The sequence below is a fragment of the Paenibacillus agaridevorans genome, from assembly GCF_018604145.1.
GTDB classification, from domain to species: domain Bacteria; phylum Bacillota; class Bacilli; order Paenibacillales; family Paenibacillaceae; genus Pristimantibacillus; species Pristimantibacillus agaridevorans.
Window position 1 is genome coordinate 5,476,490 of the sequence record NZ_CP075889.1, and the last position, 18,448, is coordinate 5,494,937.

Annotated in this window: 10 protein-coding genes; all 10 read right to left on the reverse strand. The window is 43.7% G+C overall.

Translation table 11 applies throughout. The annotated features are described in order from the left end of the window. Positions 1–183 precede the first annotated feature (183 nt). Positions 184–381, reverse strand: a complete 198-nt coding sequence (locus tag KJW29_RS22130; RefSeq protein ID WP_214626224.1) for a hypothetical protein — start codon at positions 379–381, stop codon at positions 184–186. A 3-nt stretch (positions 382–384) separates the two neighbouring features. Beyond that, complete coding sequence (locus KJW29_RS22135; protein WP_214626225.1) at positions 385–1,428, reverse strand: Gfo/Idh/MocA family protein; 1,044 nt, start codon at positions 1,426–1,428, stop codon at positions 385–387. A gap of 26 nt (positions 1,429–1,454) precedes the next feature. Then, positions 1,455–3,593, reverse strand: a complete 2,139-nt coding sequence (locus KJW29_RS22140; RefSeq protein WP_214626226.1) for a hypothetical protein — start codon at positions 3,591–3,593, stop codon at positions 1,455–1,457. 26 nt (positions 3,594–3,619) lie between these two features. Next, positions 3,620–4,585, reverse strand: coding sequence for a glycoside hydrolase family 20 protein (locus tag KJW29_RS22145; RefSeq protein WP_214626227.1), 966 nt, complete (start codon positions 4,583–4,585; stop codon positions 3,620–3,622). 77 nt (positions 4,586–4,662) lie between these two features. Then, on the reverse strand, positions 4,663–10,980 hold the full coding sequence (locus tag KJW29_RS22150; protein WP_214626228.1) for an Ig-like domain-containing protein: 6,318 nt from the start codon (positions 10,978–10,980) through the stop codon (positions 4,663–4,665). Positions 10,981–10,999: 19 nt separating this feature from the next. Next, complete coding sequence (locus tag KJW29_RS22155) at positions 11,000–12,025, reverse strand: Gfo/Idh/MocA family protein (RefSeq protein WP_214626229.1); 1,026 nt, start codon at positions 12,023–12,025, stop codon at positions 11,000–11,002. A 48-nt stretch (positions 12,026–12,073) separates the two neighbouring features. After that, positions 12,074–13,747: an extracellular solute-binding protein gene (locus KJW29_RS22160; protein WP_214626230.1), complete on the reverse strand. Its 1,674-nt coding sequence runs from the start codon at positions 13,745–13,747 to the stop codon at positions 12,074–12,076. A 115-nt stretch (positions 13,748–13,862) separates the two neighbouring features. Continuing rightward, positions 13,863–14,738, reverse strand: coding sequence for a carbohydrate ABC transporter permease (locus KJW29_RS22165; protein WP_214626231.1), 876 nt, complete (start codon positions 14,736–14,738; stop codon positions 13,863–13,865). A 27-nt stretch (positions 14,739–14,765) separates the two neighbouring features. Next, positions 14,766–15,659, reverse strand: coding sequence for an ABC transporter permease (locus tag KJW29_RS22170; protein ID WP_246608329.1), 894 nt, complete (start codon positions 15,657–15,659; stop codon positions 14,766–14,768). Between the two features lie 208 nt (positions 15,660–15,867). Beyond that, entirely contained in the window at positions 15,868–18,108 is a 2,241-nt protein-coding gene (locus KJW29_RS22175; protein WP_214626233.1) for a helix-turn-helix domain-containing protein, read from the reverse strand. Positions 18,109–18,448: the final 340 nt, after the last annotated feature.

Genomic DNA, 18,448 nt, shown 5'->3' on the forward strand with positions numbered 1-18,448 from the left:
ATAGCACCTAAAAAGCACTTATAAAACCACTACTCAACGCACTCGCAATGCATAGGCCGGGGATTCAATTCTCTTCATCAGCATCCTAAAAAAAAGCAATGACGCGGATTCCGGGAAACACCCGATCCGCGTCATTGCTTTTCGTCTACCATTCATCTACCCTGTATTTGGCTAAAGTGTCCTTTATTCTTTGATCTTTTTCAGGTCCTTGTTCTTCCTTCCAGTGATAGAAGAGCCAATTCCTTTTAACACTTCTTTCTGAGACTCACCCACCTTATCCTGACGCCACACCTCAGTAGTGAGCGAAGCAATTCCTCGATCACGCTGAGTCCAATACTCAATCAACTGCTCTATAAATGCGGCATCCTCCCCATCGGCCAAGCGTCATGCTCCCACACCTTCGGTTACGATCGGCAGCGTCACCGTTTGTCCCGTTTGCGAAGAACGATAAATCCCGATAATAATTTCGAGAGGCAGCCGTCCTTGCTCCCCGTTCACCGCAGGCTCGCGGTTCTCGCGCACAGCGGCGATCATATCTTCAAATTGCGGCCGATGCGAGGAGGACGATAATGCCGCTGGATCGGCTGAAGCCCCACCTTTACTTTCGGCCAACTCCGTCTCTTCATCCTTGAACGAAAGCTGCGTAATTTGCTCATTCTCGAAGACCGCCGTGCCGTTCTCGCCGATAATTTCGATACGTGTCTTCAAGCCAGGATACGCGCAAGTCGTCGCCGTAATCGAGCCGACCGCGCCGTTCGCGAATCGAACCGAAGCGACCGCAACATCCTCCACCTCAATTCGTTCATGGCCGAGCGTCTCGCAATGCGCGTGAACGGAACGAACCGGACCCATCAAATATTGCAGCAGGTCGATCCGGTGGATTGCCTGGTTCATCAAAGCGCCTCCGCCGTCCAGCGCCCAGGTGCCTCGCCAGTCGCCGCTGTCGTAATATGACTGCGAACGATACCAGTGCACCGCCGTCGCCCCCATGATCAATCGACCGAATTTGCCGGTCTCGATCAGCCCTTTAACCCGTTGAATATCGCGGCTGAAACGCGTTTGCGAAACGGAAGATAGCTTTAGCCCTTTCTCGGCAAAAATACGAATAATTTCATCCGCCTTCTCCAGCGTAATTTCTATCGGTTTTTCGATGATCGTATGCTTGCCAGCATTCGCGCATGCAATCGCGTGCGCGCCGTGCATACCGCTCGGTGTCGCAATCGTAACAATATCGATGTCAGGCCGTTCGAGCATTTCTTGGTAATCGGCATAATAAGCCACACCCATTTTCTCCGCCAAGCCTTTGCCAAGCTCCTCGACTTCATCCGAAACGGCGACCAGCTCGACTTCCGGCATATCTTGCATAACTGCAACATGTGTTTTCCCGATTACACCGCAGCCGATAATTGCAAAACGCATCGGTTTCATATGTCTCCACCTTTCTTCCGACCTGTTTAGCGACTCGGTCCGGTTAAGCCTGTCAGTGCCATAGAGCTTTTATATTGGATAAATTCACGATCCAACACGCTTCGTACCTGTGCAATTTTCCACTTTATATGGGCGGTATCTGTCATATACTCCATGGAGGGCTCCCAGCCCAGCCTTGAGTCGGCTTCTACAAGCGGGATCGCAGCTTCTGCGTTGGCAATCTCACGCTCAGCCAATTGCTCAAGCTGGACAAGCAGTGCACTAGCCTCGCTATGATCTGACGTCAGCAGCAACCTTTGCTTTAGCATCCACCATTGTTTTACATGGATCGTTGTTTGAACACAACAGGCAATGAAACTTCCCAGATCAAGCATTCGGGCAGCATCTTCCCTTCTATTCCCCGGTGTCAAAGCTAGTCCATTTTCTAACAAATCATTCCCCAGCTTCATATGACTCAACATACGCTCTAAGCTTCTAATTTCTACATCAATCCGATTTATTCCAAGTGATTGAGCGGGGCGCTCTCTCGGCTTGTAATCCGTAATGATAATCTCATTGCCCATCATTGCATGCTTGGACGCAGGCATCTTAATCGGTTCGAGGAATACTAGTGGATAGGATGGACCAACGCGAAAGGGACCATACTGATCTTCACTTGTACATATATAGTTTTCGATCGCCTCGCTCCAATGACCCCACGTTTCCAAGACAAGTGTGGAAGCAGCCTTTCCAAAATCCCTTTCGGCTAGAAGTGTTAATACCTCATCAAAGGATGGTGATGGTGTCCAATAAGCATATTTTGTAAGATCGCTTATAAAAGAAGGCCACCAGCCATAATGATGGTTTTCCATCAATCCGCTCAGTCCCCATTGATCGCGGGCATGCAATAGAGCTTTATGTCGTTTGTTCCATTGCATTGGAAATGGTTCATAAGGGATAACTCCAATATCCCAAGTAAGACCACCTGTGTTACTCATTGTATATAGCTTAAGTCCTCGCTCATGGGCAGCTTCAGCTTCACTTCGGAAATATTGCCCCGGACCGATTTGTGAAAGTGTATAGTCTACAGCTACATGAGCCACATCCTCGTTATCAACTTGCTCGAACATCTCGAAGGTTACTAGTAAAGTAATGTCATTCGGCAAATTACGAATAAGTTTTAGTCGTTCTTCTTCGGGAGCATAACCCCAGTTGTAAGTCCAGAAGACAATATCAGCATCTGGGCTATGGGAACGAATTGTTTTGGACAAGAGATCAAGCCACTGTGGAAAGTCTTCGCAAGGCCACCACCCCGGACTAGGCTTAGTTCGCGGTTGATCGGCTGGCCAGTTCATCAGCAGCTTGCCCGTCGTATTTGGATCTTTACTTGGAAACTCACATGATTCTCCTACAAGAATGACACCTTTGAACCGTGGACAGGCTTGAAATAGTTTGCCGTAAGTGCTGTTATAATAGGCAGGTGCATCAGGATCATCAGGATGAAATCGACTGATCAGATAGCTATATACATATACATCTAGGCCGTAAAGAGCAGCTCGATCGACGAGATGATTAAAATCTTTATAACCTGTGGGAGTTTGGTCGATATCTTTCACAAATACCAACACAGCATCAATACCTGCGTGTGCCATTGCATTCAAATGAGCATCAGGGAAGTGATCCAACCCCCACCCGGAGTGAGCCATTCTAGGAGAGAATAGTGGCTCCCGTGTAATTTCACCAAATTTGAGGACAGGTGCCTCCCGTATATTCATCTGGTCCTCTAAGTAATAACTCCCTTGTGCTGTTCCTCTGTCGTCAGAGCCGCAAACAATAATTTTATTGTGCGAGACAGTAATCCGATAGCTTCGCGGTTTTGTGAGCTCTTCTTCCATAAGCTGCAAATGATTATTGGAAGCTAGAATAATAATATTGTCTCTTTCCCTTGCCGCTTCTTGGACATCAATCACCTTGGATATTCGGACAGAAATATTCATACTAGTTAGGAAGTAATCTTGCAGATCCTTTGCAGTATGCAGAATTAGCTCACTTGCGGATTCACTGATTATAATTCGCCAATCCTCGGTTATTTCCAATTCATCATGAGACTTAAGAGCATTCAAATTACGACGATTAGGCTTATGAACAACTTCCAATCGCTTGCGAAATTGATAATTACTTTCCACTCATGAAACCTTCTTTCTGGTACATTCTATTGATGGCTATAATATTTTCGCTTCGCATGACCAACAAAGTCCACAGCAGCAAGATTAAAATATTTTCGTTCTGGAATAGTCGGTGCCCATGAGGTCTGTAAAAACCCCTTTAGTCTTTCTGGGGCAATATGATCTTTGCAAAATTGTACCGTACTGCCAAAGTTTTGTGCACATGCCCAGTTGCTTCCCGTAGGAATTTGGTCATATCCATGTTCATCCAAAGTTAAGTATGCCTTTACACGCATTCTAGTATATTCATCGTTAGAATTAGGATTGAAAGAGTAACGGTAATACCAGTTGCTTTGCAACACAGATTTAGGCATCTTTTTCAGAAACTGTTCTTGATTATCCCACAGATAATCAGACCAAATCCAACTGCGCACATTTCTACGCTCTACTGTATCTACAAGGAAATAGAAGTCTTTCCACCAAGCTTCATGTTGACGTAGTAACGCATGGTTATAACGTTCCTGATTGATATAGGTTTCTTCGTCCATCCCTAAATGGAAGAAATCGGGATTATCAAAAATATCTATTACTTCATTAATAAGATCCTTACATACCTGGTAGTACGTTGGTGAGGAAAGATTACGAGAATAGACGCCTAGCCATTCATCATGGCTGGCAGAGAAATTTAGCTTTGGTATTGGATTTAGTCCCATACCACGAAGTCTAGACAACTCCTTCTTAAGCTCATCTACACTCCAAGACCCTTTGACGGCAATTTCGGGGTGACTTTCATAACGAACTCCTTCACCCAAGTCTATTAAAATAGTATTTAGACCATCCTCGACCATTTTTTCGGTAATTTCATTCCAGCTGGTTTTGTTGCATAGAAGGGTTGAACTCGCATGAATATATTCCGTAGAACCTTCGAATGGTGGCGCATCCTCTTCTACCCAAAAGTTGTATCCCAGATGAACAAGATTTGCCCATATCATTTCATTTTTTGCATTTTTCATTTTCAATAGCTCCTTATTAGGTAGTGGATATGGTGAAACCGCGCAATATAGCGGTTTCACCATATTGGTCGTGCCTGCTAGGGCAGAGTTTCGAATAGTACTATAGGATTTAAAGCTATGTTTGCTGCTTTTTGTGTATATTTATTTGAATAGGTCATGCTGAAAGAATAAGTACCCGGCAGTAATTCTGTATGGACTTCTCCATCGACAGTGGTGCCAATCGTCCGCCAGCTTCCCGCATAGTACTTAGCAAGACCATTACTCAGAGGTTCGCCAAGACTGTCCTTGAGCTGTACGGTCACATTGACAGTTTGGAATTCTACCGTAGCGTTATTTCCTATATGCTGGGCGAACTGATGATAAGTTCCCTCATGGGTCATGCTGAAAGTGTAATTACCTGGCAGCAGTTCTGCTCGAACTTCACCGTCGACAGTGGCACCCATCGTCCGCCAGCTTCCTGCATAGTACTTAGCAAGACCATAATTCTGAGGCTCGCCCAGACTATTCTTTAGCTGCACGGCGACATTGACGGTTTGAAACTCGACAATAGGGTTATTTCCTGTGTGCTGTGTCAGCTGATTATATGTTCCCTTATAGGTAACCGAAAACGTATAGGATTTTTGAGGCAGATTGTTGCTTGCTCTTCCAAAGGAATCTGTTATGCCGAAATCCTTCCAGCGGCCATCATAGTATTTGATAATGCCACCACTCAGCGGATTTCCATTGCTGTCCTTGAGCTGTACCAGCACGTTACCGCTCACAACAACCTTTGTAGTGGCTGTTAATCCTCCTATAGCGGTTGTTGCCGAGACGTAGGCAATTCCTTCAGAGATTGCAGTTATATTTCCATTGTTATCTACTGTCACCACATTTTGATTATCTGTACTCCACAGGACGGATTGGTTGGCTGCTGTTATCGGTGTAAGAGATGCGAGCAACGTCTCGGTACCCCCTACTATCAAAGACGTCTCTGTTGCATTAAGCTCAATCCCCGCCGGTGCAACGTCATTTGTAACTCGATTCAATTGAATAGAATTGATATAAACCTCATTTGTACCAGACTGCCAATCCAGCGGAATATTATAAATCAGTAATCCGTCTTTACCCGTCTCAAGCGATCTTCCCATCCCTGCATGCTCAACTAATTTAACACCATCTAACCATAATGAAAGGGTTTGCCCACCGTCGAAGACAATTTCCCAATCATGGAATGCTTGGTCTGTCGGCATAGTTAGTTGATCCTGGAAGTTGGTTGATATACCTTGAAACATTACTTTGTTCTGATCATTGAAGGTGATGCTGAAATGCTTCTGATTCGCCGTAATTTTGAATATAACCCCGCGGTTAATATGATTCTGGAACGGTGTCATTAGGTCAACAATGCGTGCATTTAGCTTTAAACGCCACGGACCGGAGCCGATTGTGACATTTTTATTCATAGTAACGTAGTTGGTACCCGCCTCGTGATCACCGTAGATCAAATATTGACCTTCATCAACAGGCTTCAGCGTTACAGCATTTGGATTTCCTTTCGTGTTGCCGAAATCTGTAATATACACGCCAGTCTTAGGTACAGTGCTCACACCCCAAGCCGCAGTTGTCAGACTGGATGCAGGATCATTCAACAACAGGCTATTAGGTGTGCCCGTTGTTGTAACCAAGCCATTCACCCAAGAAGCCGGATAGGCAAGCTGGTACCATTTCTCCACCTTTACTTTATCCCCTAGAAGCCCAAGAGCATTGGTACCTGCTATGTTGTTGAACAAGTAAATGCCATCGTAGCCCGCCTCGTAGAACTGGTTGGCACGCAGGAGGTACTGCTCCTTGGAAACGTTCGTGCGAGATATATTACTGGCCACGCCTCGTTTGAGCAAGTCCTCTTCTTGCTTGGACAAGTCTACTCCCGCAATATTAAAATTAATGCCGCCATATAGTTTTACGTTGGTACCGCTTACCAGATCGGCGAACTCGTCGACATTATCCCAAAACTTCTCACTGTTAACGGAGGATGGTACTAATATATCGATTAGGCCTTCAGTAATCCAAGTTTGAATATCGAATCCATTCTTGAAATAATCATGATCTGGTATGCGAACTGAAATTTTGCTATCCGGCAATGCCTGCCGCAATCCCCGTAGGAATTCAGTCATAATATCCGCTCGATATTGCATCCACCGCTGCATGCCTTGGGCGGTGTTCTCCAGCTTAGGATCTACACCATACTGAGTTATATATCCAGCAGTTATAACAGGTTCCCAGCCCAGCACATATGGATTGCGATTGAAGTCAAGCTCAACCCCCTGCACGCCTTGGAATGAAGCGGCTTCCAGCAGCAAATCCTCAATTTTCTCACGGAATTCGGAATATCCATAGCTCAGATTATTACCCAGGGGGGCTCCATAATAAGTCAAATAGCGATAGGCATCATATTGCGGGTAAATGTTCCCGTTCAGCCATGGATACAGGTTCATAGGATAGAATGCATTGACCCTCAAGGAAGCGAATGTATCGATTCCAATCTGTTGTGACCGTTGTGCGACAATCTGCAGCGGATTTTTATTATTCGCTACGAACTGGAGTGTAACATCACGAATTTTCTTATCAACTTCTCGCATGAGCAATTCTTGCTCAGGTGTTAAGCTGGCATATGGGATTCCTGCGACTTCACTCTCATAGAAAGTAAGGAATGTTGTACCTGTAGCATAATGGATGGCGCCGACATCTTGATTGGAGTAAATGTCCACATCATTAGCTTTCAAAGTCGCTTCGCTGGTGACCTTACCGATCGCGAGATTCGTATTCGCATCATTATTGTAGATGACTCGTTTACCGTTTATTCCCTCATCCGGTTTAGAAGCGATTGTTACTTCATTCGCTGTTAGACTTTTAAATTTAATATAAGCAATTCTTGCTTGTTTCCCCGGTTTTGGAGTGATTTGCAGCATGCTATTATTAAAATCGGCGGCCATAACGAACACTTCGGAAACTGCTTTACCGCCATAAGCAATAGCAGGATCAAAGTGGGCTCCATCGATCATAATGTCATGCTCAGTTATTCCATCTGTAATGGAAAACCCTTGTGTTCCGGATATATACCCCACATAGACGCCGAACCATCCATTAAGATGAACAGGCACCTGCAAAGCCGATGAATCATTCTGACTTTCCAGGAACACCCCGCCTTCTTGGGAGCCGTCATACTGATAATGAGATTGCTTCCAACCCGATTCAAGAGGGTCTTGATTCAGGGCGTTACTCAATTCGTGCATTTGCGCAAATAGAAACAGCTTATCATTCGTCGCTGTTATGGATTCATCCGCATACACCAGTTCAACATCGGAACGCAGCTCTACATTTTGAGTAAGACTACTGATCACGTAATTGCCTCTAGTCATCGTCAATTCCAACTGCATACGTCCAGATTGGCCTTGTGGATCAAGCTGAATCGGGATGATCGAATCTTCAACAACTTGACTCGATGCAGCAATGATTTGATCCTCTTCATATAATTTCACATGCAGCTCAATACTCTGATCAGCGATCCAGAGTGGATCAATATCGGTTACATTGACAATTGCAGAGATTAATGTGAAGTCTGAATTCGGCAAAATTGTGGCGCCGTTCAGGTATGGCTTATACCATAATGGCCAGGCCCCTGTTACCATCCTGATATTGTCCAGATAGACTTCAGTCGAACCCCCTGCTGCCCCAATAGAATCCTGAATAATAGTAACCCGATCCGGCTCCTCGACACTAAGACCAGCTCCTGTTACAACACCGAGCCTCAAACCATCCAGCCCTACAAATAGCCGTCCGAACTCATCCAGTCCCATCTTCCAATTATGGAAGTTTGCGTCCTTAGGTAATTCGAAGGGAAGCTCTTCGTAAGAATCTGGCGTATTCTTCAGCACATACAACCGTTTCTTATCGTTGAGAGTGAATTTATATTTCTTGTTATCGGCAACAACCTCGAAGCTAATTCCTTTAGTTGGACTATGCCCCTCTGTTGTAATGAGACTTGCAATGCGGGCGTCGAATTCCAAGGTCCATGTCTGACTGTCAATCGCGACTTGCTGAGAAATTTGAGCCGTTACTGCGGCTTGCGGATCGCCATAGATCAGATACCTGCCTTCATCAACCGACTTCATACCGGCGAGTGTCCCGTTAGATTGAATATGGTCCGTAACGTAGCTTCCCTCACTTGGCAAGGCGACCTGCCAGCCACCTGCGCCGAAATTGGACGCAGCATCTTGAATAATCGTATTATTCGCCGTTTTGATCAGCTTAAGATGTTCCAGATAAAATTCGTTTGTCCCGGATTTCCACTCCAATGGGAAGTTTGTAATTGTAATTCCGTCCGACTTGGTTGAGGTTAGTCCAATTCCTTCATACTCGGCTAGTTTGACATGATCGCGTAGCAGCGATAGTGTACCGAGACCATCGAACTTGATTTCCCATTTGTGCGTAATATTATCTGTTAACCCGATTACTTGTTTTACATAATAGGTACCACCCAAGTCTTTCTGAAAGTTCACCTTGTCTTGTTCGTTAAAGGTTACGCGGTAAAGCTTCTTATCCGCAACGATGTCAAAGTTAATACCCATTTGTGCTTGTGTATCCAGCGGAGTAATCAGGTCTGCAATTCGTGCGTCAAACTCTAATGTCCATGCTCCAGGTCCGATGGGCACATTCTTGGTTATTACTGAATAGGTACGATTGTCATTTGCGATTTTATCGCCATAGAGCAAATATTGTCCTGGCGGCACCGTTTTGAGCGGCAACTGATGCGGATTTCCAATTGAAACGCTGGAATCAATCGTATATGCGTTGGGTACAGGATAGGACACCGGGCCTGAAATCCATCCCGCAGTCTGCAAATTAGAAGCGTCATCCTCGAATAAGATGCCTTCTGGTGTCAGCACTTTCACGAACGTAATGGCTTGGAACCCTCCGTCATAAGTTGCGGCTGTCACGGTTGCATCGCCGACTGAAATTGCCATAACCTCTCCACCTGGTCCTACAGAAGCAACAGCCGGATTACTGCTGCTCCATAATATCGTCTTATCAGTTGCAAGCGCAGGCAGTACAGTTGCGACCAGTGTCTCGCTTTCACCGACAATTATTGAGGTGATGGATTTATTCAAAGCAATGCCGCTAACCGGGAGCGGTTTTACCTCGAGAGTATCACTTGCTGTAAATTCGCCGTCTTCCGTCTTTACTGTTATCGTAACAATGCCTGGAGAAATCCCCGTCAATACTCCTTCTGTATTCACTGCTGCCACAGCTGTATCGCTGCTTAACCATTGAACCTGCTTATTGCTAGCGTTAATGGGTTGAACGTTTGCCGTCAAGATAACGTCATCTCCGACTAGCAGCTCCGATTGACTTATGTCCAACGATACTCCTGTTACCGATATTTCTCCTATTATGGCTGTTACTGTTGTTTGTGCGAAATAACGACCGTCTTCCGTTGTTGCGGTTATTGTTGCGCTGCCGGCAGCTATCGCATTGACAGCACCATTCCCGTCAACAGACGCAATATTCGGATCGTCGCTTGACCATGCAATGCCCGTCTCACCGGTATTGGCGGGAGTTACCGTTGCGTTTAACGTGACATTAGAGCCTACTGTCATCGTCACTGTAGCCGGTTCAAGTAATATTCCTGTCGCGGGTCGATATAGCTTCATATGTCCCAAGTACACTTCATTCGTTCCAGATTGCCAATCGAGTGGAATGTTATATATAACCATGCCATCTACAGTACCGGGCAATGACCTTCCCATACCTGCATGCTCCGCCACCTTGACCCCATCGAGCCAAAGCGATACTGTCTGAACTCCATCAAAGACGATCATCCACTCATGTAGAGCCTGATCTGCAGGCATGCTTAAGCGATCTTGGAATATCCCTGACGCCCCTAGGAACATTACCCTGTTCTGATCATTGAAGGTAAGGCTATACTGTTTTTCATTGGCATTCACTCTAATAATAAGACCGCGATTTACATCGTTCTGAAAGGGGGTCATTAAATCAGCAAACCGCGCTTCAAACTTTAATTTCCAAGCTCCGGCTCCAATTGTGAAATTTCGGGCCATCGTCGTATAGTTGGAGCCCGCGGCTTGGTCGCCATAAAGCAGGAATTGACCGGCACTGACCGGTTTCATTGTCACTCCATTAGGGTTTCCTTTGCTGTTACTGAAGTCGGTAATATAGATGCCGTTTCTAGGCACTGCACTAACCGACCAGGCATTAGCCGTCAAGCTGGCCATATCGTCCTCGAAGAATACACCATTTGATTCACCAAATACATCAGTAGAATTGTAGAAAGGGAATATGTTCACGATGAGCACTGCGATTAAGAAAATTCGAATCCTCTTAAACCATTTCCGTGTCAATATGATTCCCCCTTTGGGATTATGGCGATACTTTCGTTTTCATGCCTGTATTTCTCACGATCACAGCATTTTCATCCGCCTCAATAGCAGCTTTAGAGGCCAGTAGCAAATCAAGATGTGTAACCTCATGCGGTTTATTTTCAATTCTGTGCAAGAAGTCTTCCATATACGTAATCGGTACATCCAGCAGCGGGATTTTGGCAAACGGTCTGGAATGCATAACGGTGAACAAGAACTCCTCTTGCCCCACAGACGGATCTCCCGTCAAGCGCAGCTCGGCGCTGCCGAGCGTACCTGTAACAAATATACGGAGATCCCCATAGGACCATAGCTTCTCCGGCGTGTGCCAATCTGCGTACAGTTGTGCAACAATACCACCATTCATAATGGTCTGAACTGCAGCAACATCATAGAAATCAGAATATTGCGGAAGAATTGATTTGGCCAATACAGATGAGATGGTATCCGTCTCCTGGCCAGTCAACCAGCGTAGAATATCGAAATCATGGATAAAAAGATCCATAATAATCCCCCCGTTTCGCTGCTTGGAAAAATGCCAGTCCGGTCGGCTGCTCGGGTTCAGCTTATGTGGTTTGCGCATGGTGAGAGATAGTATAGTTCCTAACTCGCCAGCATCAATCATTTGCTTCAGAGTATAGATGGAACGCTTGTCTCTGGAGGTCAACATCAAACCAATTTGAATACGCCCCCGATTAATAACAGTTTCCAAGCGATTCAGGCCATCACGATTCGTAACAATCGGCTTGTCGAGCATAATGTGCTTGCCATGTTCACAGCAGGCTTCAATGATTGCGACTTTTTCGTCATTAATTGCGGATGAGCCTATAATCGTAGCGGATGAATTCCAAATTTCATTCACATCATGGATCAGGGGGATATGATGTTGCTCCGCATACGCTGCAGCTAAAACAAGTGGGTTGCGGTCATAAATTCCAATACAATGATGGCCGGCTTTTATCATTGCTTCTATGAACATAGTGATATGACTATGTTGAAAGCCTACAATGGCAAAATTATAGTTCACAGTGCCTGCTCCTATTCCAACCGAATTGTTTACTTTGCGAACAGCTTGCTATTTGGTATACCAATCTTTTGTATGAACTACATTTTCCTTACTGGTTGCGTACCAATTTTGATAGAATTCATCAACTTCGAGCCCGCCTGCCTTATCCCAAGTTGATTGCACATCTGACAATGCTTTTTCAATTGAGTAAGAGCTGCCGCCTACAATGGATTTTGACCAAATATCAGATATTGCTTTTAATCCATTGGAGTAGTTTAATAATAAATCTTGTGGCAATGAAGGTAGAGAGTTTTGGTCAATATCGTAATAAATAGGACGTTCCACACTTAAGTAAGCTGCATCTGCTGCTTTAATAATTTCGCTAAACTCCACATGGAGAGGATTATTCATATCCAATTGTGAAATATATCTCGCACAATCCCCTTCAAATACTGGGGAATTTAACATTCTATAATCGGCTGTCCAAGATAGCTGCTCCGTAAAGATTGGTTGGACTGGTGCTGGACATCCATTTTCTCCCACTGTATGATGAGTTCCTTCAATACCGTATTTTAACGTTTTGCCTGTTGATTCACGTGCTAGGAAATCAACATACTTAATAATAGCCTCAGGATCTTTTGCAGCAGCGTTTACGACCGTTGTAATAAAGATTGGCGGATTAAGTGGTGGACTAAATTGGCCGAACTCTGATTTAGGCAGTGGGATTGCGATAATTTCACCATTAGGATTGCTCTGTCTGAATGATTCAAACACTTTGTACCCTATTGCACCTGCGCCGCCATTTGCAGCAAACATACCCAGCTTACCGTTAATAAAGTCTTGCTGTGCTTTCTCTCCATTTGTATCCGTTAAGAAATCCTTATCAACAAGCCCATCGTCATATAACCGCTTTTTGAATGCGGTGCTTGCAGCTGCCCGGTTAAATTGATGGACGTATTCTCCGTTATTTATGCCCCACTCGCTATAACCGAATATCGCATTAATTAAGAAACCGCCATTGGAGCTCAAATTAATACCATAAGTATCCTTTTGATTATTTTTGTCTGGATCGTTTTCAGTGAAAGCTTTAATGACGTTATACAATTCCTCTGTTGTTTGCGGAACGCTCAAATTAAGTTCTTTTAACCAATCATTACGAACATAGAGAACGACATTGGTGTCAAGTGCTGCGATATAACCAAGACCGTATAATTTGCCGTCATCTTTCATTCCTAGTTTCCTTAAAGCAGGATATTTCTCAAGTAATTGCTTGTAATCTGTACTGTATTGTTCAATGAGATCCTCTAGCGGCATCAATTGCTTCTGTGAATATAGTTGATTCTTGAATGGGGCGCTATATTCGAACATAATATCAGGCGCTCCTCCAGAAGCTAGCAGCAGGTTAAGCTTTTTCTCAGACTCGGCACGCGGAACCGAAATAAACTTAACATCTGCAGGTCCATTCTCATTTAGCCATTCTGTCCAACGGTTTTTTTCAGGCGTTCCCTCTTCCGCAGGAATATTTCCTCTGTCATAAATAGAAACGCTTATTGCCCCTCGTCTGTCAGGAGTTGGAGTCGATGTTGACTTGATTGCCGCCTGTTTGGCTGTTTCTGCAGGTTTTTCGCTTACTGTTGGTTCACTCGGTTTACTGCATGCAGCCAATAAGGCTGCTGTTGCTAAAACCATTACCATTGCCAATACTAATTTTTTGACATGCTTAAGGTTGATTTGAACCTTCATGTTTTGACCCTCCAGAATAAATTTTGTACTTCCAGTTTTCATTACAGTTACTTGTAAAGTAATATCTGTGCCATCACCCCTCTCAAGCTTGGTATAGGTTAGAGCTTACTTTTCATTAGCCCTTAATCGCACCAATCATCACGCCTTGAATAAAGTACCTTTGAAGAAACGGATAGATGATTAGCATCGGAATGACCATAACCATAATGCCTGCTGATTTGATACCTTCTGGCGTAGCAGTATTCTGTTCGTTCGCTGGTAAATTGTTGATTTCCTGAAGCAGTGATTGGCTTTGGATCATTTGCTGTACGAGGACAGCTAAGTTGTATTTCTCGATATTCTGGATATATAAAAGCACGGTTAAGAATGTGTTCCAATACCCAACTGCATAAAATAAGGAAATGGTCGCTATTACAGGCATCGAGAGCGGCAATACGATTCGTATAATGTACCGAAACTCTCCGCTCCCATCTATTCGTGCTGCTTCTTCAAGCTCCTTTGGAATATTGGCAAAGAAGGTTCGCATGATTAGCATGTAATAGGTACTGATTAGGGCAGGTAACCATATAGCGCTGTATGTGTTCATCAATCCCAATGCTTTGATAACGAGATAAGTGGGGATTATCCCGCCGCTAAATAACATCGTAAAGACGATTGCCAGTGTAAAAAGTTTTCTTCCGTACATATAAGATTGAGCTAACGGATAAGCTGCTAGAAAGGTGAAAACTAAGCTTAAAGCAACACCTACAACTGTAATGATGATGCTATTCATGAATGATTGAATAATTCGGGTTCCCTCTAGCAATAAACGATAGGAGTCCCAGCTCCAGCCTTTCGGCCAAAATGATACTTTGCCCGACATGATGGAGTGAGTATCGCTCAAGCTAAGTGCCGCTACATGAATAATTGGAAGCAAGCAGCTTAGTGCAACTAGACCGAGTATTATCGCATTAATTTGATAGAATAGTTTCTCACCGAGTGAAGATCTCATATTTTTCTCCTTTCTTCAGTTTCAGGTTTACCATAAACCCTGCCCGAATTTTTTGGCGGTTCTATTGGCCAGCAATACAAGTACAAGTCCAACCACGGATTCGAACAATCCTAGTGCGGCAGAGAAGCTGAACTGGGCTCCTTCAATACCGATTCTGTAAATATACGTACTGATAACCTCAGCAATATCCGAAACGACTGGATTTTTCAATACATAGACTTTGTCGAATCCTACTTCCAGCACGTTTCCGATCGAGATTATAAACATGATGATAATAGTAGGGGATATACTTGGAATGGTTATGTTAATAATTTGCTTCCATTTGTTGGCGCCGTCTATACTTGCAGCTTCATAAAGGCTATTATCTATAGCACTAAGTGCTGCCAAATAAATAATTGCTGCAAATCCGGCTTCCTTCCAAATGCCTGATGCGAGGAATATGGTGATCCAGGAACCTGATTTGTATAAGAATGGATAGGCGTCACCAGTCAACCACTTCACTACATGATTTACAATTCCAGTTTCCTGTGAAAATAAGGTCAATGCAATTCCGCCTACAATGACCCAGGAAAAGAAATGGGGTAAGTATACTAGCGTTTGAACGACTCGTTTATACCATATCTTTCTAATTTCATTAAGTAAAATAGCTAGCAGTATCGGAAATGGAAATCCTACGAAGACAGTTAGTGTTCCAAGTACAATGGTATTACGAATAATTTCTAGTGATTGCGGCCTGTCAAATAAGATTTGAAAGTGCTTCCAACCAACCCAAGGACTATTCATAATACCTTGTATGAAGTTGTAATCCTTAAAAGCAATCACTACACCGAACATAGGTAAATACTTAAACAGTACATAAAATAAAATGACAGGCACAAACATAATAAATAACGGAATGTTTTTACGAAATCTCAATGTCACCGTATGTTCTCCTTTCTCTCTGCGTTCACCTAAACTATAGGCAAGTGGAAGGGAGCGTTCAATAGATATAATTCTTATGAATAGATCAATTTCCATTCATAATGCAAAAAACCGCTTCTTATCGAAGCGGGTTTTTTAGCCATACACCTATTTTTAGTATTAAAATCGAGTTACAATAGATCAAATTGTCGATAAACAATTTTCTCAATCAATGAAAATTAGAAGAATCACGATTCATTTTACGAAAATCACCAGGTGTTATGCCGGTCCATTTCTTGAATACACGTATAAAAGTAATGGAATGCGAGTAACCCACTTTTCGAGCAATATCCTGAACGGGCTCAGAAGCTTCTTCCATTAATAATCTCTTTGCATGCTCCATCCTGACCTTTGACAAATAATTAACAAAGTTCTCACCAAACTCTTCCTTGAACAGTCGACTAACACTTTTCATATGTAACTGAAATGTGTCACTAATATGATTGAGCGAAAGATCTGGATTGTCGTAATTGGTTTCTATGTATTCCTTGATTTGCATAATTAATTGATGGTTTACCTTTTTCTGCTTTTGCACTTGCAATTGTTCGGCTAGAATGCGCAGGGTTGTCAGGATAGACTGTTCAGCTTCTTCAATCTGAATAAACCCTTTAGTGTTATTTCTAATTTCCGGAAGATAATTTTGTTCCCATATGACTCGCAATCCGGGGGGGAGCGTTTTACATACCTTGTCCAAAGCAATGATAAAGTAGTTGATACAGTCGATAACATCTTCACGTCTGAATGCTGTAGCCTTGAGTGTGAGGAATAATTCGTGCACCTGCTCTTCCCAACTCGCATCTCCTGCCCGGAATGCTTGAGATGCCGACCTAATTTGGTCCATATTTTGCAATACATGTCCTTGTGGCATATCGATAACGTCTTCATGGGAAACTATGCTATTACTTCCGAAACGAGATTTATATTGAAGCGCTTCCAGTGCTTCAGAATAGGATGTAGATAGGTACTGGAAAGAGTCAATAACAGAACCAATCCCGCATGATACGGTAAAAGGCAGATGCTGTTCGATCCACAGCCTGATCTGCTGGCAGAAGGTTTGAATCCATTGATTATCCTCAGATTCCTCATTACGTTCAGTTATTAGTATGACGCCAAGCTGATCCTGGCTCATCCATTCACACCAGGTATGATTTTTCAACTGCTGACCTGTTTCTCGAACTACGGCAGTAACCGCAAATTTCAACAAACTTTGATCCTTAAGAGAGTACGCGCTAGTAAAGTCAGCAATTCGGTCGATCTCTAACACGACAACGACAACGCCACAGCTTCCATTTGACAGTCCGAGCCGATTAAGCTCCTGTTCCCATTCAACTGCAAAGTGAGGGTCGGCATCTTTTATTATTTTTGTGAACAGCCACTTTTTACGAATAATTTCACTTTCCTCAATCTTTTTATCATAGTCTACGGAATGTGCTACCAGTTCATCGATTGCTGTACGGATAAAAAGGAATTCATCCTGCCTCTTCCCTGACAAATTGGCTTTGGAGGAACGGTCAGTATAATGTCGGATACTCGACTCGATCAATTGAATAGGTCGATATTGCTTGCGAGCAGCTACGATCAGCCATACAATTCCCGCAACCACCGAAAGCAATATAGCTGCATACCAAGCGCTTGAAAGTGAAGCAAAAAATCCGTAACTGTTCGTTTGTTTATAGCCGGATCTCACCGTCCAACCTGTATAATCAGAAGTAAGTTTCGTCAATATTTGGTCTGAGCTTTCACCACGACCAATTATTGGAATATCGTTAGCATCTGAGAGAATGAGAAAATTCAATTCCGAATCGAGCAACTCCCTGATCGCCTCTTCTAGCTTGCTTATTCGCACATTGGTAATGATTAACCCCTGAGAGCCGGTATTGAGCGGGACCCCTCTCGAGAGAGAAATGACCTGGTTTCGAGGATTGTTACCGTCTTGAAAAACCTTGAATACGCGCGGGTCCGTCCATGTTCGAGAGTAATTGTCCATAAGCGATTGTTGTACAAAAGCGCGATCGGCAAATTGATTGAGCGGGAGCATTGTACCCGGGGTCAATATAACCTGATCGGAGCTCCGATACAAATAAATAGAATCAACGGACAGTAGGTAAGTCGACATGTCGCTTAATCTTTGAGTTATTTGATAATCCTCGTAAGGGTCGCTCTCTTTATTCCCATCATAAAACAGACGTATCATCTCATTAGTCAATACTTCTTTGATAATCATTTGCTCTGTGAATTTCAACAATGAATCAATGGTTTGCAGGGCATTCTCGGCAAAAACTTGATTCGCTTTAATCGCCTGCTGCTTTGAATAATTGCTCATTGCCGAGAAGAAGAGAAAAATTAAAATGGAGACAATTGCTAGAAAAACAGGTATATAATACAAAAGCCAACGATAATAGATTTTCATAATCTTATCACATCCCTCTGATCTGCAAGCTGTCTTCAAATTAATTATTCTCATACTAGCATCGGTTGATGATTGAATCAATCCGAATGCCTTTTTATACCCTCGGCCTCTCGAAGATGAGCGACCTCCGGCTTTGCAAAGCAAAGCCGCTTCGGAAGCATGTGGCAGGTTTTAGCGCCAAGAGGGAGGATTTCCCTTTAAAGTAGCAAAATCCGGTATATAAGCGCGATTAGAGGGAGTTTTTCCACTAGCGTTGCATCAAAGCTTACACTTCAAATATAGTTTCATAAATTAGATAGCCAACGTCGCCATCCTCCTTTGGCTATTGCTGCCGGGATAT

Bases quoted from the DNA above. Each gene is read 5' to 3' on its own strand.
- KJW29_RS22135 (WP_214626225.1), bottom strand. From the start codon at position 1,428: ATGAAACCGATGCGTTTTGCAATTATCGGCTGCGGTGTAATCGGGAAA.
- KJW29_RS22145 (WP_214626227.1), bottom strand. From the start codon at position 4,585: ATGAAAAATGCAAAAAATGAAATGATATGGGCAAATCTTGTTCATCTG.
- KJW29_RS22160 (WP_214626230.1), bottom strand. From the start codon at position 13,747: ATGAAGGTTCAAATCAACCTTAAGCATGTCAAAAAATTAGTATTGGCA.
- KJW29_RS22165 (WP_214626231.1), bottom strand. From the start codon at position 14,738: ATGAGATCTTCACTCGGTGAGAAACTATTCTATCAAATTAATGCGATA.
- KJW29_RS22175 (WP_214626233.1), bottom strand. From the start codon at position 18,108: ATGAAAATCTATTATCGTTGGCTTTTGTATTATATACCTGTTTTTCTA.